Annotated in this window: 21 protein-coding genes and 2 riboswitches; of the genes, 13 read left to right on the top strand and 8 right to left on the bottom strand. The window is 67.7% G+C overall.

The features are described from left to right. From AB0I04_RS06425 to icmF, 3 genes are all read right to left on the bottom strand, one after another. On the bottom strand, positions 1–134 hold a 134-nt coding region (locus tag AB0I04_RS06425; RefSeq protein ID WP_360880013.1), incomplete at its 3' end, for an acyl-CoA dehydrogenase family protein. 41 nt (positions 135–175) lie between these two features. Then, positions 176–1,042 carry a 3-hydroxybutyryl-CoA dehydrogenase gene (locus AB0I04_RS06420; RefSeq protein WP_360879950.1) on the bottom strand — a complete coding sequence of 289 codons (867 nt, stop codon included), beginning with the start codon at positions 1,040–1,042 and terminating at the stop codon, positions 176–178. 11 nt (positions 1,043–1,053) lie between these two features. Further along, positions 1,054–4,293 (bottom strand): fused isobutyryl-CoA mutase/GTPase IcmF, encoded by a 3,240-nt coding sequence (gene icmF / locus AB0I04_RS06415; RefSeq protein ID WP_360879947.1) that lies wholly within the window; start codon positions 4,291–4,293, stop codon positions 1,054–1,056. Between the two features lie 173 nt (positions 4,294–4,466). Between icmF and AB0I04_RS06410 the strand changes: the two genes are divergently transcribed. Beyond that, positions 4,467–4,991: a MarR family transcriptional regulator gene (locus AB0I04_RS06410; protein ID WP_360879944.1), complete on the top strand. Its 525-nt coding sequence runs from the start codon at positions 4,467–4,469 to the stop codon at positions 4,989–4,991. Positions 4,992–5,198: 207 nt separating this feature from the next. Here AB0I04_RS06410 and AB0I04_RS06405 read toward each other — a convergent pair whose 3' ends face one another. Beyond that, on the bottom strand, positions 5,199–5,561 hold the full coding sequence (locus AB0I04_RS06405; protein ID WP_360880010.1) for a DUF805 domain-containing protein: 363 nt from the start codon (positions 5,559–5,561) through the stop codon (positions 5,199–5,201). 318 nt (positions 5,562–5,879) lie between these two features. Here AB0I04_RS06405 and AB0I04_RS06400 point away from each other — a divergent pair, with 318 nt between their 5' ends. From AB0I04_RS06400 to AB0I04_RS06390, 3 genes are all read left to right on the top strand, one after another. After that, positions 5,880–6,296, top strand: coding sequence for a DUF6153 family protein (locus AB0I04_RS06400; protein WP_360879941.1), 417 nt, complete (start codon positions 5,880–5,882; stop codon positions 6,294–6,296). 71 nt (positions 6,297–6,367) lie between these two features. Continuing rightward, positions 6,368–6,970, top strand: coding sequence for a DUF305 domain-containing protein (locus AB0I04_RS06395; protein WP_360879938.1), 603 nt, complete (start codon positions 6,368–6,370; stop codon positions 6,968–6,970). 243 nt (positions 6,971–7,213) lie between these two features. Further along, positions 7,214–8,698 carry a multicopper oxidase family protein gene (locus tag AB0I04_RS06390; protein ID WP_360879935.1) on the top strand — a complete coding sequence of 495 codons (1,485 nt, stop codon included), beginning with the start codon at positions 7,214–7,216 and terminating at the stop codon, positions 8,696–8,698. A 99-nt stretch (positions 8,699–8,797) separates the two neighbouring features. Here AB0I04_RS06390 and AB0I04_RS06385 read toward each other — a convergent pair whose 3' ends face one another. The 3 genes from AB0I04_RS06385 to AB0I04_RS06375 all read right to left on the bottom strand — a co-directional run bounded on the left by AB0I04_RS06385 (position 8,798) and on the right by AB0I04_RS06375 (position 11,890). Next, on the bottom strand, positions 8,798–9,517 hold the full coding sequence (locus AB0I04_RS06385; protein ID WP_360879932.1) for a hypothetical protein: 720 nt from the start codon (positions 9,515–9,517) through the stop codon (positions 8,798–8,800). 158 nt (positions 9,518–9,675) lie between these two features. Then, a complete protein-coding gene (locus AB0I04_RS06380; RefSeq protein ID WP_360879929.1) occupies positions 9,676–10,611 on the bottom strand; it encodes a hypothetical protein in 936 nt (311 codons plus the stop codon). 268 nt (positions 10,612–10,879) lie between these two features. Beyond that, a complete protein-coding gene (locus AB0I04_RS06375) occupies positions 10,880–11,890 on the bottom strand; it encodes a CHAP domain-containing protein (protein WP_360879926.1) in 1,011 nt (336 codons plus the stop codon). After that, a riboswitch (cyclic di-AMP (ydaO/yuaA leader) is annotated at positions 11,890–12,034 on the bottom strand. It overlaps the preceding gene by 1 nt. 475 nt (positions 12,035–12,509) lie before the next feature. On the opposite strand from AB0I04_RS06375, the gene AB0I04_RS06370 reads away from it, so the two are divergent. The 6 genes from AB0I04_RS06370 to AB0I04_RS06345 all read left to right on the top strand — a co-directional run bounded on the left by AB0I04_RS06370 (position 12,510) and on the right by AB0I04_RS06345 (position 18,670). Beyond that, positions 12,510–12,794: a hypothetical protein gene (locus AB0I04_RS06370; protein ID WP_360879923.1), complete on the top strand. Its 285-nt coding sequence runs from the start codon at positions 12,510–12,512 to the stop codon at positions 12,792–12,794. 613 nt (positions 12,795–13,407) lie between these two features. After that, positions 13,408–14,535 carry a cysteine synthase family protein gene (locus tag AB0I04_RS06365; protein WP_360879920.1) on the top strand — a complete coding sequence of 376 codons (1,128 nt, stop codon included), beginning with the start codon at positions 13,408–13,410 and terminating at the stop codon, positions 14,533–14,535. After that, the gene (locus tag AB0I04_RS06360; protein WP_360879917.1) at positions 14,529–15,764 is read left to right on the top strand and encodes an MFS transporter; all 1,236 of its coding nucleotides are present in this window, start codon (positions 14,529–14,531) and stop codon (positions 15,762–15,764) included. Before AB0I04_RS06365 ends, AB0I04_RS06360 begins: the two co-directional genes overlap by 7 nt. Before the next feature lie 192 nt (positions 15,765–15,956). After that, entirely contained in the window at positions 15,957–16,334 is a 378-nt protein-coding gene (locus AB0I04_RS06355) for a BlaI/MecI/CopY family transcriptional regulator (protein ID WP_360879914.1), read from the top strand. 95 nt (positions 16,335–16,429) lie between these two features. After that, positions 16,430–17,263, top strand: coding sequence for a M56 family metallopeptidase (locus AB0I04_RS06350; RefSeq protein ID WP_360879911.1), 834 nt, complete (start codon positions 16,430–16,432; stop codon positions 17,261–17,263). Between the two features lie 237 nt (positions 17,264–17,500). Continuing rightward, a riboswitch (cyclic di-AMP (ydaO/yuaA leader) is annotated at positions 17,501–17,638 on the top strand. Between the two features lie 6 nt (positions 17,639–17,644). Beyond that, positions 17,645–18,670 carry an NlpC/P60 family protein gene (locus AB0I04_RS06345; protein ID WP_360879908.1) on the top strand — a complete coding sequence of 342 codons (1,026 nt, stop codon included), beginning with the start codon at positions 17,645–17,647 and terminating at the stop codon, positions 18,668–18,670. Positions 18,671–19,020: 350 nt separating this feature from the next. Here AB0I04_RS06345 and AB0I04_RS06340 read toward each other — a convergent pair whose 3' ends face one another. Continuing rightward, positions 19,021–19,629: a TetR/AcrR family transcriptional regulator gene (locus tag AB0I04_RS06340; RefSeq protein WP_360879905.1), complete on the bottom strand. Its 609-nt coding sequence runs from the start codon at positions 19,627–19,629 to the stop codon at positions 19,021–19,023. 188 nt (positions 19,630–19,817) lie between these two features. On the opposite strand from AB0I04_RS06340, the gene AB0I04_RS06335 reads away from it, so the two are divergent. The 3 genes from AB0I04_RS06335 to AB0I04_RS06325 are packed head-to-tail and all read left to right on the top strand — an operon-like array spanning position 19,818 to position 22,044. Further along, entirely contained in the window at positions 19,818–20,426 is a 609-nt protein-coding gene (locus AB0I04_RS06335; RefSeq protein WP_360879902.1) for a class I SAM-dependent methyltransferase, read from the top strand. 41 nt (positions 20,427–20,467) lie between these two features. Further along, positions 20,468–21,211 (top strand): DUF2218 domain-containing protein, encoded by a 744-nt coding sequence (locus AB0I04_RS06330; RefSeq protein WP_360879899.1) that lies wholly within the window; start codon positions 20,468–20,470, stop codon positions 21,209–21,211. A 20-nt stretch (positions 21,212–21,231) separates the two neighbouring features. Continuing rightward, entirely contained in the window at positions 21,232–22,044 is an 813-nt protein-coding gene (locus AB0I04_RS06325; protein ID WP_360879895.1) for an alpha/beta hydrolase, read from the top strand. Positions 22,045–22,112 lie beyond the last annotated feature (68 nt).

Raw genomic sequence — 22,112 nt, 5'->3', positions numbered from 1 at the left:
ACGTGCACGGCGTGCAGGTCGGCCTGCACCAGCGCGTCGTAGACGGCCTGGGGGAACTCCCCGCTCTCATCCGTCTCCGCCGCCCGCGGAGCGATCTTGTCATCGGCCAGCGAGCGCACCGTCTCGCGGAGCATCCGGTGCTCCTCCGGCAGTTCGAAGACGGGGACGTCGGTCATCACTTCTCCCGGTAGTCGTAGAAGCCGCGGCCGCTCTTGCGGCCGAGCAGGCCGGCGTCGACCATGCGCCGCAGCAGGGGCGGGGCGGCGTAAAGGGGCTCTTTGAACTCCTCGTACAGCGACTCGGCGACCGAAACGAGGGTGTCCAGGCCGATCAGGTCGCACAGGCGCAACGGGCCCATCGGATGCGCGCAGCCGAGCGTCATGCCGGTGTCGATGTCCTCGGCGGTGGCGTGGCCCGCCTCGAGCATGCGAACGGCCGACAGCAGGTACGGAACGAGCAGGGCGTTGACCACGAACCCGGACCGATCGGGCGCGGTGATCGCGGTCTTGCCGAGCGCCTCGGTGGCGAAGACCCGGGCGCGCTCGAGCACGGCCTCGGCCGTGAGCACCGAGGGGATCACCTCGACGAGCCGCTGGACGGGTACCGGGTTGAAGAAGTGCAGCCCGACCACCTGGGCGGGCCGGGTGGTGGCGCGGGCCACCTGGATGATGGGGATCGACGAGGTGTTGGTCGCCAGGATCGCGTCGGGTCGCTTGACGACGGCGTCGAGTTCGGTGAACAGCGCGGCCTTGACCTGGGGATTCTCCGTCGCCGCCTCGATGACCAGGTCGCGGTCGGCCAGGGCGTCCAGCCCGGTGGTGAAACGCAGCCGGGCCAGCGCGGCGTCCCGGTCGTCCCCGCCCAGCTTGCCGGCGTCGACGGCTCGCCGCATCGACTTCTCGATGCGGGCGCGCCCGGCCTCGGCCGCGGACTCGTCGATCTCCCGGACGATGACGTCCAGCCCGGAACGGGCGCAGACCTCGGCGATGCCGGACCCCATCAGGCCGCAGCCGATGACGCCGATACGCGTGATGTCGCTCATGGGTCTCCCTGTCAGACGCTGCGGCGGTACTGGCCGCCGACCTCGAAGAAGGCGTCGGTGATCTGCTGCAGGCTGCACACGCGCGCGGCGTCCATCAGCGCGGCGAACACGTTGTCGCCGTTCCTGGCGGCGTCCTTCAGGGCGACGAGTGCGGCGTGCGCCTCCTCCCGGTGGCGGTTCTGGAAGTCGCCGACCCGCTCGAGCTGGGACCGCTTCTCGGCCTCCGTCGCACGGGCCAGTTCGACCGGCCCGGCCGTGGCCGTCCCGCCGTGGGGGTTCCGGAAGGTGTTGACGCCGATGATGGGCAGGGTCCCGTCGTGCTTGCGCCGCTCGTACAGCATCGACTCGTCCTGGATCCGGCCGCGCTGGTAGCCGGTCTCCATCGCCCCCAGCACTCCCCCGCGCTCGCTGATCCGGTCGAACTCGGTCAGCACCGCCTCCTCGACCAGGTCGGTGAGCTCATCGATGATGAAGGAGCCCTGCAGCGGGTTCTCGTTCATCGCCAGACCCCACTCACGGTTGATGATGAGCTGGATGGCCAGGGCCCGGCGTACCGACTCCTCGGTGGGCGTGGTGACGGCCTCGTCGTAGGCGTTGGTGTGCAGGCTGTTGCAGTTGTCGTAGATGGCGATGAGGGCCTGCAAGCTGGTACGGATGTCGTTGAAGTCCATCTCCTGCGCGTGCAGCGACCGGCCCGAGGTCTGAACGTGGTACTTCAGCTTCTGCGACCGTTCGTTCGCGCCGTAGCGGTCCCGCATCACCATCGCCCAGATCCGGCGGGCCACCCGGCCCAGGACGCTGTACTCCGGGTCCATCCCGTTGGAGAAGAAGAACGACAGGTTAGGAGCGAAGTCGTCGACGTCCATGCCGCGCGCCAGATACGCCTCCACGTAGGTGAACCCGTTGGCGAGGGTGAAGGCGAGCTGGCTGATGGGGTTCGCGCCGGCCTCGGCGATGTGGTAGCCGGAGATGGACACCGAGTAGAAGTTCCGGACCTGGTGGGCGATGAACCATTCCTGGATGTCGGCCATCATCCGCAGGCTGAACTCGGTCGAGAAGATGCAGGTGTTCTGCCCCTGGTCCTCCTTGAGGATGTCGGCCTGCACGGTGCCCCGCACCGTCGCGAGAGTACGGGCCCGGATGTCGGCCGTCTCCTGCTCGGCCGGCTCGCGGCCGTGTTCGCTCCGGAAGGCGTCCAGTGCCTGGTCGATCGCGGTATTGAGGAAGAACGCCAGGATCGTCGGAGCCGGTCCATTGATCGTCATGGACACCGAGGTCGTCGGGGCGGCCAGATCGAATCCGTCGTAGAGGGCCTTCATGTCCTCCAGCGTCGCGATCGACACCCCCGAGGTGCCGATCTTGCCGTACACGTCCGGGCTCTGCCCCGGGTCCCGCCCGTACAGGGTGACCGAGTCGAACGCCGTCGACAGCCGGGTCGCCTCGCTGTCGGCCGACAGCAGCTTGAACCGCCGGTTCGTCCGGAAGGCATCCCCCTCTCCGGCGAACATCCGCGCCGGGTCCTCGCCCTCCCGCTTGAACGGGAACACCCCCGCCGTGAACGGGAACCGCCCGGGCAGGTTCTCCTCGCGCAGGAACCGCAGCAGTTCCCCATGGTCGGTGTAGCGCGGCAGCGCGACCCGCGGGATGCGGTTGCCGGACAGGGACTCGCGCGTCAGTCGCGTGCGCAGTTCCCGGTCCCGGATCCGTACGACCTGCTCCTCTCCGGAGTACGCCTCGACGACGGCCGGCCAGGTCTCGATGAGCTCGGCGTCGGCGGGGGCGACGTCACGGCACGCTCGATCGAGGAGTTCGGTCACGGCGGCGGCGGGTTCGCCGGTGAGCTCCGCGGCGACCTCGCTCAAGCGCTGTACGCGCCGGACGGCGGCGCACTGACGGGCGGTCTCGGCGTGGTACGCGCGTACGGTCTCAGCGATCTCGGCGAGGTAGCGTACGCGGGCCGGCGGGACGATCTGGGCGGCACCGGTCGAGGTACGGCCCTCCACGGGCGGTAGCACCCCGGGCTGCAGGACGAGGCCGTGCTCGGCGAGCAGACCGGTCAGCTGCCGGTAGAGGGCGGTCACGCCGTCGTCGTTGAACGTGGCGGCGCTGGTCCCGAAGACCGGCATGTCCTCCGGGCGCGCGCCGAAGGCCTCCCGGTTCCGGATCAGCTGCCGGGACACGTCGCGCAGGGCGTCGGCGGCACCGCGCCGCTCGAACTTGTTGATCGCCACGACGTCGGCGAAGTCCAGCATATCGATCTTCTCGAGCTGCGAGGCCGCGCCGAACTCGGGTGTCATCACGTACAGCGACACGTCGACGAACGGGACGATCGCCGCGTCCCCCTGCCCGATCCCCGGCGTCTCAAGGATCACCAGGTCGTATCCGGCGGCCTTGCAGGCGTCGATCACCGCTTCGATGTTCTCCGGCAGCTCGCGGGCACCGCGTGTGGCCAGCGAACGGAAGAAGACATGGTCACCGTCGAGGCAGTTCATCCGGATCCGGTCGCCCAGGAGCGCGCCGCCGCCACGGCGGCGGGTCGGGTCGACCGCCAGCACCGCGACCCGGAGCTTGTCCTGCTGGTCGGTGCGCAGCCGGCGTACCAGCTCGTCGGTGAGGGAGGACTTGCCCGAGCCGCCCGTGCCGGTGATGCCCAGGACGGGTACGCGGCGGGAGCCGGCGGCGGCCGCCAGCGCCTCCCGGTCCGTCGCCGGGAGCCTGCCGTCCTGGAGGCAGGTGATGGCGCGCGCCAGCGCGCGACGCTCTCCGGCCAGAACGGCCTCGGCCGGGGACGGGTCGGCGGCCAGGTCCACGTCGCAGTCGCGGACCAGCTCATTGATCATTCCCGGCAGGCCCAGACGCTGGCCGTCTTCGGGCGAGAAGATGCGCACCCCGGCGTCCGCCAGCCGGGCGATCTCCTCGGCGACGATAACGCCACCGCCACCGCCGTAGACCCGCACGTGTCCCCGGCCCGCCTGCCTCAGCGCCTGGGCCAGGTACTCGAAGTACTCGACGTGACCGCCCTGGTACGAGCTGACCGCCACTCCCGCCGCGTCCTCTTCCACGACGGCGTCGACGACCTCCTGCACCGACCGGTTGTGCCCCAGGTGGATCACCTCGGCACCCTGCGACTGCAGGATGCGCCGCATGATGTTGATCGCGGCGTCGTGGCCGTCGAACAACGCCGCCGCCGTCACGAACCGCACCGGATGCACCGGCCGATGCAGATCCTCGTTGGTGGATCCGGTCACCATGCCCTCCCCGAGAATCGGATGCCGCAGCGCCGGACACCCGAGCATGCGGTCCAGTTACTTGGACGTCCAATATTTTGAAGTCAAAGTAGGATGTCGCCTGGAATCGGTCAAGGCGCCGGGCAGCGAAGCGGCCGGCCGTCGCGTCCGTCACCGATCTCTCATACGGTGAGCCGGTGCCCCAGCCATTCGATCCCATCGCGGAAGCCCACCGGCAGTGGACCCGGCGCTGGCCGGAACACGCGGATCACATGGCCGCCGTGACCTCGATCATGCGCGTGCAGCAGCTCCTGCTCAGCCGGATCGAGGAGACGCTTAAGCCGTACGCCCTGACCTTCGCCGCCTACGAGGCGCTGCAACTCCTGGCCCTGGCCCGCACAGGCAGCCTGCCGATGGGCAAGATGGGCCGGCGCCTCATGGTCCACCCCGCGTCGGTCACCAACGTGATCAGCCGACTCGAACAGCGCGGGCTCGTCGAACGGTGCCCCTCCCCCGACGACCGGCGCGTCGTGCTGGCCAAGATCACCGAGGAAGGGAGTGCGATGGCGCGCGAGGCGACGGCCGCACTGAACGAGTCCGCCTTCGGCCTGCCCGGCCTGACGCAGGGAGAGGCCGCCGAGATCACCGAACGCCTCGTGGCCCTGCGCATCGCGGCCGGCGACCTCTCCCCGGACGCCGACGGTCGCCCTGAGCGGAGGTGACGTGACGGGCGATCTCTCCGGTCGGCCGCGGCTCAGAGGGAATCCGTCCACGAGCCCGCAGGTGCGGGCGGCCGCCGGCGCCAACTCGGCCGCCGGCTCCGATCACCATGCGGCCATGGCTCGATGACCGTGCGGCATGCGGACCGAATCTGTCGAGCTCGCGCCCAGGAGATCGACCCGCACCCGCCGGTTCATGGCGCGCACGAATCAGGCCGTCGGCTGCGGCTCCAGCTTCGGGTCTGGACCGTAGGTGTTGTCTCCGCGGTCGCCGGGGGTCGCCATGAAGACGATGAGGATGATGGTCCCGATGATGGGGATGATGCCGATCAGCAACCACCATCCGGACCGCCCGGTGTCGTGCAGCCGGCGGACACCCACCGCGATCGACGGGATGAGCACCGCGAGTCCGTAAACGAAGCCGAGGATGCTGACCAGCTTCACCGCCATGCCGATCAAATCAAGCACCACGGTGATGATGACGTTGAAGAGGACGAACATCCAGTATTCCGTACGGCGTGCTCGCCCAACGAAACCTGCATAATTCCTGAGTACGGCAAGATACCAGCTCATGTACCCTCCCACCGGTTTCGCCGCCGCAAGCCTTTTGTCCCCCCGAAGACCTGCGCATTAAATGTAAGGTCAAGGAGCTTCGTCGGCAAGAGTCCGGCCGGAGCGCATTGGAGCCAATCCGCCGACGATGGCCTGGCGATAATGATCGACGACCGAGGTCGGCAGCCTTCCTCGCCGCCTCGATCACAGATGAGGCTCGGATCGGCCGCGATTTCATCGCATCTTTGGTGGCCGACATTTACCGCGCCGGAATCACGAACACCGGCCATGCGGCAGGACGGAATCAGCGGACGAGACACCTCCGGTATGGTCGTGAGCATGAACGAGCAGCGGGCGTCGCGCGAGGCGGCGAGGTCGCCGGGCCGCCTGCTGCTCATGGCGTTGACGATGCTCGGCCTGTTCGCGATGCACGGGCTGCAGGCCACGGCCAGCCCGGTCGAAACGCACCCGACCGCAGTCGCCGTCGCGATGCCCGGCATGAATCACACGAGCGCCGAGACCGGGCACCACATGACCGTGCCACCGGCGCACCACTCTCCTGGCCACGAGCACCCAGGCGGCCAGGTATGCCTGGCCCTCCTGGTCATGGCCGCACTGCTGATCCTCTCCGCCGCCTTCGTCGGTCGCAGCAGGCGGCCTGCCGCAACGACCGGCTCGGCCGGCCGGGGACACGATCACCAAGGCCGCGCACCGCCTCCACCATCGGTCTTCCAACTCTCCGTACTCCGGCTGTGACAGGCGTCCGGGTCCGCCGATGACCCGCTACGCCTGATTCAGCACACCCGAGTACGGAAGGTCAAAGATCGATGAAACGCGCTTTCTCCCTCATCGTCGTCCCGGTCGCCGCTCTCACGCTCGCCGCGTGCGGCGGGAGTGACAACAAGGACACCGGTCACTCGATGAGTGGTCATTCCATGGGTCCGGCCATGAGCATGAGCTCGGCTCCGGAAACGGCCGGCCACAACGCCCAGGACGTGATGTTCGCGCAGATGATGATCCCGCACCACCAGCAGGCGATCATCATGGCCGAACAGGCCGCCACGAGGGCATCCTCACCCGAGGTCAAGAAGCTGGCCACCCGGATTGAGAACGCCCAGCAGCCGGAGATCGACAAAATGACCGGCTGGCTCAAGTCCTGGGGCGAGTCGACGCCCTCACCGGGCGGAATGCACATGGGCGAGGGAATGATGTCCGAACAGGACATGAAGAAGCTCGGCACGCTCACCGGCAAGGCCTTCGACAAGGCGTTCCTGCAGATGATGATCAAGCATCACCAGGGTGCCATCACCATGGCCAAGACCGAGCAGGCACAGGGCTCTAACGCCGACGCCAAGGCCCTGGCGAACTCCATCATCAGTTCCCAGAGCGCCGAGATCACCACGATGCGGAACCTGCTCAAGAACATGTGACCCGTCGGGAGGGGCGGCCTACCAGCATCGGCGGCCCCTCCCCGAGCGACATCTCGGCGACCTGCCCACCGCGCCGTCAACCGGCAGGCGAGCCACCGCCGAGTAAACCCAGCAGACCCGATGATCGCGGTTTCGAACGGACCGCACCATCCGGCCCTGCACCCGTGCCTACGGCCCTATCTCGACCTATCCCCTGACGTTCCCTCCGGCAAAGGACGGGACTTCACCGACGAGGTGTCTTTCATGCCCCCAATAGATCGCCGCGCGTTCCTGCGCACCGGCCTGGCCGCTTCCGGAATGGGGTTGCTGGCAGCCTGCGGCTCCTCCCCCACCGAACCGCGGTGGGTCCAGCCCACCGACGCGCGGGTCACGGCGGCCGAAGCCGCTCGCCGTACCACCGGCCGGACCCGCACCTTCACCTTGAACAGCATCTCGAGCCGCATCGACCTCGGTGGGCCTACGGTCACGACCTGGACCTACGACGGCGTGCTGCCCGGCCGGGAGATCCGGGTCCGCGCCGGAGACGTCATCGAGGCTCGGCTCGTCAACCACCTCCCAGCGGACACCACCGTCCACTGGCACGGACTCGCGCTGCGCAACGACATGGACGGCTCTCCCGACCTCACGCAAAGCGCCGTCAAGCCCGGGCAGACGTTCAGCTACCGGTTCGTCGCCGAGAACCCCGGCACGTACTGGTTCCACCCGCACACCGGCGTCCAACTGGACCGCGGGCTGTACGCACCGCTGATCGTCGAAGACCCCTCCGAACCGGGCGCCTACGACGACGAGTGGACCGTCGTCCTCGACGACTGGATCGACGGCGCGGGGAACACTCCTGATCAGGTGCTCGCGATGCTCCGCAAGGGCATGGGCGGCATGAGCGGGATGGACGGCATGGACATGGGGCCGATGCTGATGGGCGCCAACAGCGACCTGCTCGGCGGCGACGCGGGGGATGTGAAATACCCGCATTACCTGATCAACGGACGGGTCGCCGCGGCGCCCGTGACGTTCCGCACCCGACCTCGCCACCGGGTACGGATCCGCCTCATCAACGCCGGGAGCGACACCGCCTTCCGGGTCGCCCTCGGCGGGCACCGCATGCGCGTCACCCATACCGACGGCTTCCCCGTGGTTCCCATGGACACCGACGCCCTCCTGATCGGAATGGGCGAACGCTACGACGTCGTCGTCACTCTGAACGATGGAGTCTTTCCCCTGACCGCGTTCGCCGAGGGAAAAGGATCCACCGCAAGGGCACTGATCCGCACCGGTTCGGGAGACCCGCCGTCGGCGTCCGCCCGGCTCCGGCAGTTGGCTGGGAAGATCCTCGGGTACGCGGATCTGCGACCGGCTGATCAGGTACGGCTGGCGCCCAAAAAGCCGGACGTCGAGCACCGACTCGACCTCACCGGCTCGATGACGCACTACAACTGGGGGATCAACGGCCGCCCCTACGACCCGGGACGGCCGCTTCCTGTCCGGTCCGGCCAGCGTGTCCGCGTCACCTTCCGGAACCGGACGACGATGTGGCATCCGATGCACATTCACGGCCACACCTTCCAGATCAACGGCAACGGCCCCCGCAAGGACACCGTCATCGTGCTACCGAACCAGACGGTGACGTGTGACTTCGATGCCGACAATCCAGGCCGATGGATGAGCCACTGTCACAACGCCTACCACCTGGAGGCGGGAATGATGACCGTGCTCGGCTACCGCGCCTGACCGGCCGGGCCTTCGACCGCCGCCGGTGGCGGCGGTCGAAGGCGCCCTGGCCCGGCGGGACACCGCGCCGACCACGTCATTCGCCCTGGCGGGTCATTGTCACGTGGTGGAGCGCAACGGACGCTCAGGCGTCGCCCCTGGTGGTGATGCGTCTACGTCGCGGTCGAGGAGGTGAGGCATGACCGCCAACTGTCCGAATTCGTAGAGGGTCTCGATGGCACGCCGCAAGTGATGGGCGGTAGCAGCTCGATGCGCCCGTCCAGGGCCGTCGGCCAGCATCTCGTCGGCGAAATAGATCGTCGCGGACGACTCGGCCAGCATGCGCCGGAGATGGCCGACATGCTCCACACTCGGCCTTGGACCGCAGACACCATCGGCCAGTACGCCGACGGCACGTCGGGCTACGTCCTTCCCCGCAGCGACCATCGCGACCAGGTGGGCACGCGGGCAGGGATCGATCTTGACCCAGCGCGGAAACGGGGTGGGGAAACAAGCCCGCTCGGCCTGACCGCCGGCTTCGGAGGCCTCTCCTCCTGCTCGGGATATCCACGATTCGACCTCGTCGTAGAACACCGAGACCTGCTCTGCCGTTGCCACGGATACGAAACCGGCCGTCTGCGGGTGAGCGGCGTAGTCCGCGTCCAGCATGTGCTCCGCCAGGGTCTGAAGTCCGCAGGCGTTCCAGAGCGATGCCCACCGTTCAGCCGACTTGAGCGACGCCTGCCGTTCGGCGACGACACCGAGACCGTCGCACCACGATCGTCCGGTTTCGCGCAGTTGTTGGCATGAGATGCGGCTCCTCTGCCTGCGGTCCTCCAAGGGATCTGCGGACACCTCGCCACGACGGGCTGCCAGCAGTCGAACCCATGCGGTCGGCCGACCCGGCATTCCTGTCCTCCTCAGCATTCACTACGACTTGTAGGAGTTAAGACGGCGCAACCCCGCCTTCGCAGTCATCGACTTCGCTCGTCGGCTGATCAGCCGATCCGCGCATCCGCCGACGTGAAGACCGACACGACGATGCGGCGTGCGAACAGCGGCGTTTCGCCGGGACCCGTGACGTCGTAGGTGAAGTGCTGCAACGGCCACAGACGGATACCGCCGATGGTCACCCGATGCCGCACCTCATAGACGGCAGGCCACGGACAGCGGTGGAAACTGCCCAGGCGTTCCCCGGTCCGGTCGACGGCGAAGGCGATCGCCCCCGTCCGCAACGCGGCATCGATCTGGGCCTGGATACGGGCCGTCGCCATCGGGCAGGTGTCGGTCGCCCACATCCTCTCGAGCATGACGCGTGCCGGCGGAAGCGCCCGCAGGTCGTCGCGCTGGTGGGGATCCGTCAGACACCAGGGGTCGACCTCCGCCGGCACATGGGCGACCAGTGAGACCGCCCTCGTCGTGTCCCGGCGGTCGAGGAGCTGCGGCATCGCGAGGAGCTGACCGAAGACGTACAGCGTCCGGACCGCGTAACGCAGGTGGATGTCCGGCGGCGTCAGCAAGGTCATCCCATCGCCGCCGGAGGACGATCGCTCCGCATACGCGATCGCGTCCATGGCGCGCGCGAGCATCCGCCGGAACTCTAGGAGATCTTCAGATCGGCCGTGCGATGCGTGTGCGTCGTCGTCGGCCAGGGCGACCATACCCCGCGCGTGGATCGCCCGCGTGGCCATCACGGTGGCCGTCAGGAGCGGAGCGGTGGTCCCGCCCTCATGCCATGGCGGTGGTTCCGCAGGCAGATCAACATGGTTCTCGATCCGATACGTCGGATCGAGCGCTATTCGACGCGCCTGGAACAGCCAGCGCTCGACCTGCCCGAACGATGCGAGGATCCGAGTCGCCGCCTCCCCTTGGACCTCGCCGTCGTCGTACGGCCGCACCGCGTCGAGCAGGTGCTCGCCGATCGTTTGCAGCACGTAGGCGTTCCAGACGCAGAGCAACCGTCTCGCAGCGACGTGGACACGGTCCGATGTGCCGACAGACCGGCTGAGAAGTTCGCGTCGCCACCGCTCGGCGTCTTCGAGCTCTCGACGGACGAGACGCCCAACACGACGGTAGTCCTCAAGAGTCCGCACGGAGACCAGGCCGTCGAGGGCTCGCACCGCTCGAATTCCATCGGCTGAGGAGGTCGTCATCCGGTGGCCGCCCGGAGGAATGCCCTACGGTGAAGATGGCTGGAGGCATTCAACGGCCGCGTGACGTCCCCGACCTCGACGAGGCCGCCATCGGTCGCGTATCGGCCACGACCGAGTGCAACGAGTCCCAGAAGTCGAGCTCGGCGTCCTCTTCGAGCTCAGCGATCCTCCCCCAGAACTCCCGGTCCTCGGCATGTGCCGCTGCCGCCGCCGTCAGCGCGGGCATAAGGGCGGTGCTCGCATCGGCCTCGTCAAGGTGAGCCACCGTGACATCGGCCGGCAGTTCCACCGGAGTGCGGTGGTGCCGCCCCCGCTTACGAAGCTGCACGCCGGACGACGGCACCGGCACCTTGGACTTGGCGATGGCCAGCGCAACCGTGCCGAACACCACAACGGCCAAGAGCCCGGTCAGCGCGGCCCCTTGCTCGATGAGCGGGGACGGCTGGTCGGGGGTGGACTGGGAGGTGCGGGCGATGTTCGTCGCCGGGTCTGAATCGGTGACGAGGGACGTGACGGACGGCGGTGGAGCCGAGTGCCTGGGCACGTACTTCTGCTCGGTCTTCTCTACCCTCTGCTCGGTGCCCGGGATTGGCCTGCCCTTGACCTTCACCTTCGCCGGGTAGCCGAACCCGACGACCTGGCCGATGTCGCGGGTGACGCGCAGCAGCTGATCGTTGTGGTTGGCCTCGATCGTGTGCAGCGTGTGGCCGTCGACCTTCTCGACGATGCCGACGTGCTCGATGCCGCCGATGCTCTTGTTCCCGGAGAAGGAAAAGAAGACGATCGCCCCCGGTTCGGGCTTGTGCCCCCACGCGTGATGCTTCTGGAACCACAGCGCGTGCTCAGGGGTGGAGGCGAACTGCCCCGCCCAGTCCTCGACACCGGCCTTGTCGGCGGCCCAGGCCAAGAACATGTCACACCAGGGAGCCGTCCTGTAAAAGGACCCCTTGTCGACGTGCGTGCCGTACCAGTCTCCGTACTTGGTGTAACCGCCGCTCTTCTCCGCGTACCCCAGCTGGCTCTTGGCGATCTGCAGCAGCTTCTGCCCTACCGGATCCATCTCTCTCCCTACGCCGCCGACCGGGTTAGCTGACGGGTTCGGGCCAGGAGAAGCCCTACCGCACACGCGGATTCACCCCAGAGAACGCATGGGTCCCCGGCTCCCGCGCCGCGGCAGCAGTGCGGGATTAGGCGGGTCAGGCCGTACCTTCCGGGTAGAAGGTAGATCGCAGCCCAACTCCGACGCAATGTAGTAGCAATGCCGCGAACGCGGCAAGTCCCCCTGAGACGCACCACGGACGGAAGCGTCCCATCTCACCGGTCACGCCCAGGTTGGACACATACCGCGACGATGATCGATTTCCCAGGTGGCACCCACCCGATGATCCTGATACACGGTGGAGGACACGCCCGCCATGGGGCCGACTCGGGCCCGCCGATGACGCCATCACGACACCGCAGGGCCGCGAGTCGGGTTGCTTCACCCGGCTATGCTCACTAACCCTTGTAGGAGATACCATCGATCACCTCTGTAGCGAAATGCCACTTCCACCGCGACGCCCCGTTCAGCGGACAGCCGGTTCGGCCATTCAGACCATCAGCCCGACACGGCACCCGCACCGGTCCGCCGTACGGCCCACCTCTGGACGCGAACGACCACTCGCCGGAACCGGGGTGCCGTGCGGCGCGTAACGGTGACCTTCGAACATACGGAGGGCGGCGGATACCCGACGCGGATCGAAGGTGAGGATGGCCTCGTCTGGCGGGTCGAAGCCGTCGTCGGGTGCTGGCGGCATCCCGATCTGGGAAGGTACCGCTTCATCCCGGGACATCGAGCCGAGGCGGAACGCTGGCATCTGACCGTCATCGGCCCACTACCCTGCCGTCCGTCTTTCATCGGCGAACACGAAGTCGTTCTGCGCACGTTCGGCGAGCACATGAGCTGGTACTTGGATCTGAGCTGAGCAGAATCACCCTCCGATCCACCAAACCATTAATGAGTCTCCACCTTCACCTTAGGCGGGCATAGCAATCTCCCACCTAGGGTTGTCAACGTGGTGGAGTTCGCCAGAATCACCGTATTAGGTCGGGACCGCACCGCCATGCTGGCGCGGGGCTTCCTGTCACTATTCGCGTTCATGGCGTACGGGTGCGCATGTGTCCCTGTAGGGCATTTTCACGGCGACTCTCACCTTGGTTCTGCCGTCACTTATTCCCTTCATTCGATTGCCGCCGAGTTCGAGCACGCCGACTGCGGCAACGGCGGGGATAGATGCCACGACGAACTCCCAATGGGCTCGACCCTGGACAGCCGGACAATAGCGACTATTTTGTCCCAGTTCGCTCCAGCCATCTCCCACATCCTGCCGATGATCGGGTGGGTGAGCGCTGAGGAGAGCGGACGGGAGCGGTCACCACCGACACCATCACCCGCAAGTCACCTGGAGGCACGCCTGACGAGGGCGACCGCCCTGGCCGTGCTGTGCGTTTTTCGATCCTGATCAGTGGCGTGCGCCGGACGCCGTACCGGCGCGGAAGGCCAACGGTCACGCCGCACACTGGTCAGGAGCATCACCCATGCAGACAAGGCACACGTGTGTCCCAGAACTCCTGGACGTCATCGGATCCACTCCCGTTGTACGTCTTCGCAATCTGACGACCCATAATGAGGCCCAACTCATCGTCAAACTGGAAAGCGCGAATCCGGCGGGCAGCCTGAAGGATCGGCCGGCCTGGTACATCATCGAACAAGCCGAGCGGACGGGACTGCTCGCCACCGGCGGCACGATCATCGAGTCCTCATCAGGAAATTTCTCCATCGCACTCGCGATGATCGGCGCCTCACACGGCTATCGAGTGATCGCCATCGTCGACCCTAAACTCACTCCTACCAATCGCGGCCTGCTGGAGGCGTACGGGGCGGAAATCATCCTCGTCGACGAACCCGATGACTCCGGTTCGTACCACAAGACACGGATCGCGCTCGCCAACAGGCTGCAACACCAGATCCCGGGCTCATTCCGCCCCGATCAGTGCTTCAACCCGCTCAACAGCGAGGCGCATTACCAGACCACCGCTCAGGAACTGCTCGACCAGGCCGACCACCTGGCGGCGGTCGTGTGCACCGTTTCCACCGGAGGTCAACTCGGCGGTATCGCCCGCGCGGTGAAAGAACGCTCTCGGGTCGTGGAGGTGATCGGCGTTGATGTCGAGGGGTCGACCGTGTTCGGTGGCGAACCACGCCCCTACCTCACACCCGGCGTGGGGCTGAGCTGGACACCGAGCAATCTGTCGGACCTATCGCTGGTGGACGAGGTGTACAAGATCACCGACGAGGACGCCTACCAGGCGTGCCGCACCCTGGTGCGTTCCGAAGGCCTGCTCGCCGGCGTCTCCACCGGTGCGGCGCTCACCGTCGCCCTCGCGAAGGCGACCCGTGGTCATCCCGGCGAACAGGTGGCCTTCCTGGCCTCCGACCGCGGTGAACGGTATCTCGCCACCGCCTTCAACGACGACTGGCTGAGCGCCCACGGACTCACCACCACCGCCGACCCGGAGGCCCTGCGCAAACGTGCCCAGGAGCTGATGCCGTACTCGACGAGGCCGGCCGAGGAGTGCGCGAACCACCTGCCCGGCCTGGCGGCCGAGCTCGGTTCGCCCAGCCCGGCGCTGGTGCCTTCGGACAGGAGGTGGGATCGATGCTGACGCTGCTCCGCGAAAGAGCATTCCGCCGCCTCTGGCTGAGCTACTCGGCGTCCGCAGCCGCGACCGGGATGATGCCCACGGCGTTGACACTCGCCGTCCTCGACCGACCTCAGGGCCTGACCGCGCTCGGACTGGTGCTGGGCGCGCGGACACTCGGATTCGTCGTCGGTTCCCTGCCCGGCGGCATCATCGCCGATCGCTACCCACGCGCGGTCGTCCTGGCCATCTCGAGCGCGGTGCGTGGCGGCGCTACCGCGGTCGTCGGGCTCGTCGCCGGCCTGCCCCTCCTCGTCATCTGCGCCGCGATCTGCTGTGCTGGCGCGGGCGAGGGGGTCTTCCGCAGCGCCTACCAACCGCTCGTCGCAGAGTTGCTCGCCAAGGACCGGCTCCAGGAAGCCAACGCGATCACCACACTCAGCCTGCGGATCTGCCTGGTGGGCGGACCGACCGCAGCGGTAGCCCTGTACACCGCCGCCGGCCAGAGCCTGAGCCTGACGGCCTCGGCCGCCCTGTGGATGGTGTCCGCACTACTCGCCACCACCATCCCGAGACACCACGCCGCGCCCACGGAGAAGGCCGGCGCCAACGCGCTGACCGAGTTCCGCCAAGGGCTGGCCGAAGCGCGCCGTCACCGGTGGTTTCTCGCCGGTCTCACCGCACTCGCCTGCTGGCTCGCCCTCGGTGAAGCGGCCAAGTACGTGATGCTGCCCGTCGTCAGCCGGCAACGGTTCGACTCCACGACGCTCATCGGCCTTGCCCTCGGCGCCTACGCCGCCGGCGCGATCGCGGGCGCCGTCTTGATGAGCCGATGGAGACCACGACGCGTCGGCATCCCAGCCATGATCATGCTCGGCGGCTACGGGCTCGTCCCGATCTCTCTCGCCTACGCGTCACACAGCTGGATCATCGTGGCCGCCTGCGCCATCGGCGGGATAGGGATCGAGGTCTTCAACATTCCGTGGTTCACCGCGATCCAACGTGAAGTACCGGCCTGTCTGCAGGCCCGGATCTCCTCGCTGGACTTTCTCGTCTCCTACGGATTGAGCCCAGTGGGTTTCGCCCTCATCCCGATCATGGTCCACGCGGTGGGAGCGCAGACCGTACTCACAGGCTCCGGACTACTAGTGATCTGCAGTGCCCTGCTGGCACTCCTCGTCCCCGGGATGACCGAGTTCAGCGACCCACGCAACAGGGAAAGGCAGCAGGAGCCGGCCGGCGTCACCGGATAGCAACGCTCGGGTCTCCATGTACCGGCCCGAGAGAGCCGGTACATAGAGCTCGGGGCACGCGCAGCCGGTTGGTTCGGGAGCACCGAGTGCTGCGCAGCGCTCTCGCCGAGTGAGGCGGAGGCGTCCTAATGTGGAGGAAGCCCGAGTGATCGATAGGTCACAATGGTGCGGGCCGCGGAGGGAGACGGACAGGTGGCGATCGCAGGGCCGCTCGAACGAGCGATCATGGAGGCACTGTGGGACGCCCAGAACCCTCTGCTCATCCGTGAGCTGATGGAGAAGGTCAACGCCGGATCGGCCAAGCGCTCGGCGTACACGACGGTGCAGACCGTCGCCGACCGGCTCGTCCAGAAGGGCTTCCTCTCCCGGACGGCGGACCGCAACGCGTGGCGGTACGCCCCGACGCGCAGCCGTGAGGATCACGTCGCGCAGGTGATGGCCGAGGCACTGGCCGAGACCACCGACCGCGGCCCGGTCCTGGCCCGATTCGCCGAGACCATCGACCCCCGGGACGCACACCGGCTGCTGGTCGAGCTCGCGCAGCGTTCGGCTCCTACGGAATCACGGTGAGCCCGCTCGTCGAGCTCGGCGCGATCACCGTCGCCCTCGGCATCGGTGCCGGGCCGTTGCTGGCCCGGAGCGCCTGGTGCCAGCGGATTCCCCGGGTGGGCGCGCTGGCGTGGTTGGGAGCCCTGGCGGGCACCATCGCCGGCCTGCTCGGGGTGGTCGTGTTGGTTTCGACCGGCCGTCATGGCCTGGTGCACCGGGCCGCGGAATGGGCGGCCGACTGCTGGCACCATCACGACGGATCCGGCGGACCGGCCTCGTACGCCTTCAACCTGGCGCTCCTCGTCAGCGCGGTCGCGGGCACATGCGTGGCCGTCGCCAGGTATCGACGCACGGTGGCCCATCGCCGTCGCCATCAGGAGGCGCTGCAGTTCGTCGTCCGGCTTTCCGGGGACATCGAAGACGTCTGCGTCCTCGATCACCCGGTACCGGTCGCCTACTGCGTACCCTCGCGCAAGCGCCCGATCGTCGTCAGCAGCGGTGCTCTCGATCGGCTGGACGACACGCAGCTTCAGGCTGTCTTGGCGCATGAACGGGCGCATCTGCGCTACCGCCACCATCTGTTCCTCACGGTCGTCGACGCGCTGGCGGCTGCGCTGTTCTGGCTGCCGACCTTTCGGGGCGCCCGCCGTTGCCTGCCCATCCTGCTGGAGATGAGCGCCGACGACGTCGCCGCCCGGCGGTGCGGCCGCCGCACGGTCGCCGTCGCGCTCCGGAAACTGGCGATCGCCCCGAGCCCGATCGGTGGACTGGCCGCCCACAGCGCCGGCAGGTCAGAGCTCGATCAACGGCTCGCCCGGCTCGAGACGCCGACCGCGATCGCCGACGACGATCGTATTCGGCGTCTGACGTGGGTCACGGCGATGACTTCGGTGGTCCTTCCCGGGATGATCTCTGCCGGCTGGCTCGCTGCGATGCCGTTCTTCTGCTGACGGAACCTCCCCGTCGCCAGGGTGATCCCGCATGCGACGTCGAGCGTCATGGACACGACGGCGGCCGCGTGCCGACGCTCGACGCACGAGCGAAGAGGAGCACGCTCCTTGCGACGGTACCGGCCGTCCGACGTGCCGCTTGTCGAAGAACTCCGGCGAATCGTTCATCGGGTGGCAGACGACCGCGACGATCTCCTACACTGCGTAGGAGTCGGCCGCCCCCTGCTTCACACGAGGCACGGCCGACCGCTGAATCCCTTGAGGGAACCGGGGACCCGAATATCCCGGGGCGAATCCGGGGCGTGTGAACGTCCGGTAGGGCTACTCCGGCCCGAGCCCGACAGCTAACCCGGTAAGCGGCGAAGGAGAGGAGTTTCTCACGTGGCGTTCTTCTACCCTGCCACCAACGCGTACGCCGTGGATCGCCTGCGGCGGCGTCATTCGCTCCGGCTGTGCGCGGCGCTCTCGGTCACGGCCGCCGTGACCCTCACCGCGCTCCCGGCCGAGGCCGCTCCCAAACCGTCGGCCGCGGCGGCCAAGAAGGAGCTGGAGAAGCTCAATGGCCAGGTCGACAAGATCGTTGATCAGTACAACAAGGCCAAGACCGAGCTGGATGCCGCGAAGAAGAGGCTCACTGCGCTCAATGGCCAGGTGAAGAGCGAGCGCAACGTCTACGAGAAGCTGCGTGGACGGGTCGCGCAGATCGCCGCCGACGCCTACAAGAACGGCGCTCTCGACTCGCGCACCGCCACCTTGCTCGCGTCCAGGAACCCCGACGCAGCGTTGAACCAGATGTCGGTCTTCATGCAGCTGTCGAACAATCGCGGACAGGAGCTGTCGGCGTTTCTGGCCTCTACTCAGCGCATCCGCCGCGAACAGGCCGAGGCGCAATCCGCGTACCAGACCGTCTCGCAGAAGGCCGCCGCGCTGAAGAACCGCAAGGCCACCGTCGAGAAGGCCATCGCCAAGCAGAAGAGCCTGCTGCGCAAGGCCGGTGAAGCCACGGCCGCGCCCGGCTCGGGAGCCGGTGGCACCTACAACGGACCGGCCTCAGGACCGGCGCGTCAGGCGGTGCAGTACGCCTACGCCCAGCTCGGCAAGCCCTACATCTGGGGCGGCACGGGCCCGAAGGGATATGACTGCTCCGGGCTGACGATGATGTCCTGGCGCGCCGCCGGCGTGAATCTCCCCCGGGTGGTCCCCGACCAGTACTCGGCCACCCGCCATGTCTCCAAGGCCGACCTTCAGGCCGGTGACCTGGTCTACTTCGACAGCATGGGCCACGAGGGCATCTATGTCGGCGGCGGCAAGTTCATCCACGCCCCGCGGACGGGCGAGGTCATCAGGCTGGACAGCATGTCGAACCCGTACTGGGTCTCCCACTACGACGGCGCCAGCCGCCCGTAGCGGATCTCACGTGGCAGTACTGCGAGCTGCTGGATCGCATCGGAAGACACCGCGCCGGCGGAGTCGGCTCGGCATCCTCCCGGCTCTGGTGACCGCCTGGACGTTCGCCATCGTCGGGCTCGACTGGGGTGGTGCGGTCATCGGTGTGATGATCTTTGTCTGTACTGTTCTCCCCGGCATGAAGAGGCCGCGCTGAGCCTTTGATCGTGTGGGGGCGGCGGTCCCTCAGGCCGCCCCCCGCACCGAACCAGGGCGCCGCGTCGCGGCGTACCTCTCCGGACTGGACGGCGTCGGCGATCAGATCCCGGGCCATCTGGTGGAGGTGCCGCTCTTCGTCGGCGACCCGCTCATCATGATGCTCCGCCCTTGGCCGTACCGTTGGTCACGCCGTTCGGGCGCAGCCCGGTCAGGGTGGTTCGGACGAGGCGGTCGATCGCTGCCGGATCGTGCAGGCTTCTGACCGCCGCCAAGGCGTGTAGGCAGTAGAGGGTCAGTTCATCGGCCGGGACGTCCTGGCGCACGGCTCCGGCAGCGGCCGCGTCTGCCACCAGTTCCTCGAGGAACTCGCGCAGATGCTGGTGAGCTGCGGCGACGTGCTCGCCGCTGTGCAGCATGCCGGCGAGGTCGCCGTCATGCCGCCCCTTGCCCGAGATCGCCTCCGCGTAGGCCGTCAGCACCGCCTCCAACCGCCGCGCGGCGCCCTCAGTCCGGTCTCGGATATGGCGCAACTGCTGGAGATGTTCGTCGATCTGACGGTCGTGCCAGGCGCGCAGGATGGACTCGACGTCGGGGAAGTACTTGTAGAGCGTCGCCCGCCCGATACCGGTGTCCTTGGCGATCTGCGACATCGTCACACCGGCCAGTCCGCGCTCGGCGACCAGGACCGCGGTGGCGTCCAAGACGGCGTCGCGTACGGCGTCACGATGCGCGGCGATCGTCTCGCTCCAGATCCTCGGCATGCCGCAATGATACGCATTGCAGCGATCAGAGACACTTGTATCGTTCACGACATAATGTATTGTAAAATCATCACCAGGTGAGCGCCCCTTCCCGTGGGCCGGCCTCGTCGTGTTCTGCCTGTAAGTCGCCGCAGCGGTGCGCGGACTTGGTCCTCGGTCACCGCGACGCCTGACCGAAGAGAGCCCCTATGACAGATCCGTCCGCACTGCACGCCCACAGCCGGTCAGTCGACCCCTACGCCGGGCGTCCGCCATGGGACATCGGAGCGCCCCAGCCGGCAATGCTCACCCTCGCCAACAACGGGGCACTTCGCGGGCGTGTCCTCGACGTCGGCTGCGGGACCGGGGAACACACGCTGATGGCCGCCGCATCCGGCCTGGACGCCACCGGCGTCGATCTGGCCGTCGGCGCCCTTCGTGCGGCCGAGCGAAAAGCGCACCAGCGGGGCGTTCGAGCCCGGTTCGTGCACTATGACGCGCTACGGGTTGCAGAGTTCGGCGAAATCTTCGACACCGTCCTGGACTCGCTGTTCCTGCACGCCTTCAACGCCGCAGACCGTGCGATCTACGTGAACGGCCTGCGTGCGGTGCTGCGGCCGGGCGGCCGGTTGTTCGTCCTCTGCTACAGCGACCGGCATACCGGCGAACCGGACGTGCCGCACAAGCTGTCCCGAAACAACCTCGAATCCTGCTTCACCGACGGATGGGCCCTGGAGTCGGTCAAGCCCACCGTGTGCTCCTCCAACGTTCACGCCGACGGCATCGCCGCCTGGCTGGCCACCTGCACCCGCACGTGAGCGCCCCACCACCGCCCCGACTTCTCACCCAAGGACCCTGCATGCTGACCTCGGAAATCGCGCTTCAGATCGACCGGCCGAGCCGCTACCTCGTGCAGTTGTGCCGGCACGCGGCCGCCATGGGAGAGACCCGCGGCGGCCATCGTCCCCGCCCGCACGCCACCGGCGCGGCACTGGCCCGCGGCGACCTGCGTGTCCACGCCGAACACTCCGATACCCATGGCGTCATCACCATCGCCCCGTGGGGCCAGGTCACCCTTGACGCCACCGACGACACCCTCACCCTGCGGGTGGACGCCACCGACCAGGACGCTCTACAGCGCATCCAGGACATCGTCACCCGCGACCTGGAACGGTTCGGTCGACGCGACCAGATAGCCCTGACCTGGCCACCGCCCACAACCTCGAGCGGAGAAATCACGACCGCGAACGGCGCCGGGGAGTCGTCTGCCGGCCCGGCGACCGCGGCGCGCCACAGCCGCCGCAACACGATCCTGCTCACCGCGCTGATCGTGGTCGCCGTCGCCGTCCACCTCGGGCTAGGGGGAACGGTCCTGGCCAACTCACGCTGGACCAGCCTGTCCATCGACGTCGTCCTGGCCATCGTCGCGGGGAAGATCCTCCTGGTCATACTCGGCCGACACGCCTTCCGCCGCAGGCATATCCCTCACCCCGGCGCGCACCTCCGCATCCGCAGGCCAGGCCATGGGCCGAACCGGGACACTCTCGCAAGCCACGCGGCCCCCGAGGAAGACCACCACCTGCCAGCCGCTGATCGTCACTGACCCGACCTAGCGAGTGACACATGACCATCGTTGACGTACCAGGCGCGAAGCTTCACTACGACATCCGCGGCAGCGGCCCGCTGCTCCTCTTGATCCCGGGAGCCAACGGCGACGCCCGCCCCTTCACCGCGCTCGCCGAGCATCTGGCGCCCTACTTCACCGTGGCCACCTACGACCGGCGCGGATTCTCCCGCAGCGCCCTCGACGGCCCGCAGGACTACTCGCACCGCCTTGACACCGATGCCCACGACGCCCAGCTCCTGATCGAACACACCGGACACCGAACCGCGACGGTCCTCGGTACCAGTTCCGGTGCGATCGTCGCCCTGCACCTGCTGACCCGGCACCCCGCAACGGTCACCCACGTCGTCGCGTACGAGCCGCCCGCGGTTCGGCTCTTGCATGACAGGCAGCGCTGGATCGACTTCTTCCACCAGGTCTACGACCTGTACCGCCGCTCAGGCATCGCGCCGGCAATGACGCTGTTCCGCGAACGCACCTTCACCGCTCCCGACGCTCGCGCCATGGCCCGTGCCATGGACCTCACCAACCCCCGTATCCGCGCCAACGCCACCTACTGGTTCGAGCACGAACTACGCCAGTACCCCACGACCGATCTGGACCTGGACACCCTCGCCGTCCACGCCGACCAGATCAGCCCGGCCACCGGACGCGAATCATCCGGCCTCCCCTGCTACAAGGCCGGCGCAGAACTCGCCGCCACACTCAACCGAAAGCCGATCGAACTCCCCGGCGGCCACGTCGGCTTCGCCACCCAACCCGCCGAGTTCGCCGACGAACTCCGCCGATCCCTCGGACACCACGCACCCTGAGCGGCTGAAACCCGACTGGGCGAATGACGTGCTCTCGACGGCAGCCAGGCGTGCCTGTGCGGTGGCAC

It is taken from the genome of Actinoallomurus sp. NPDC050550 (assembly GCF_040655075.1).
GTDB lineage: Bacteria > Actinomycetota > Actinomycetes > Streptosporangiales > Streptosporangiaceae > Actinoallomurus.
Note: the sequence above shows the minus strand (reverse complement) of the source record. Positions and strands in the feature narration are given on the sequence as shown.

Bases quoted from the DNA above. Each gene is read 5' to 3' on its own strand.
- AB0I04_RS06420 (WP_360879950.1), bottom strand. From the start codon at position 1,042: ATGAGCGACATCACGCGTATCGGCGTCATCGGCTGCGGCCTGATGGGG.
- icmF (WP_360879947.1), bottom strand. From the start codon at position 4,293: ATGGTGACCGGATCCACCAACGAGGATCTGCATCGGCCGGTGCATCCG.
- AB0I04_RS06405 (WP_360880010.1), bottom strand. From the start codon at position 5,561: ATGAGCTGGTATCTTGCCGTACTCAGGAATTATGCAGGTTTCGTTGGG.
- AB0I04_RS06400 (WP_360879941.1), top strand. From the start codon at position 5,880: ATGAACGAGCAGCGGGCGTCGCGCGAGGCGGCGAGGTCGCCGGGCCGC.
- AB0I04_RS06395 (WP_360879938.1), top strand. From the start codon at position 6,368: ATGAAACGCGCTTTCTCCCTCATCGTCGTCCCGGTCGCCGCTCTCACG.
- AB0I04_RS06390 (WP_360879935.1), top strand. From the start codon at position 7,214: ATGCCCCCAATAGATCGCCGCGCGTTCCTGCGCACCGGCCTGGCCGCT.
- AB0I04_RS06375 (WP_360879926.1), bottom strand. From the start codon at position 11,890: ATGGATCCGGTAGGGCAGAAGCTGCTGCAGATCGCCAAGAGCCAGCTG.
- AB0I04_RS06365 (WP_360879920.1), top strand. From the start codon at position 13,408: ATGCAGACAAGGCACACGTGTGTCCCAGAACTCCTGGACGTCATCGGA.
- AB0I04_RS06360 (WP_360879917.1), top strand. From the start codon at position 14,529: ATGCTGACGCTGCTCCGCGAAAGAGCATTCCGCCGCCTCTGGCTGAGC.
- AB0I04_RS06340 (WP_360879905.1), bottom strand. From the start codon at position 19,629: ATGCCGAGGATCTGGAGCGAGACGATCGCCGCGCATCGTGACGCCGTA.
- AB0I04_RS06335 (WP_360879902.1), top strand. From the start codon at position 19,818: ATGACAGATCCGTCCGCACTGCACGCCCACAGCCGGTCAGTCGACCCC.
- AB0I04_RS06330 (WP_360879899.1), top strand. From the start codon at position 20,468: ATGCTGACCTCGGAAATCGCGCTTCAGATCGACCGGCCGAGCCGCTAC.
- AB0I04_RS06325 (WP_360879895.1), top strand. From the start codon at position 21,232: ATGACCATCGTTGACGTACCAGGCGCGAAGCTTCACTACGACATCCGC.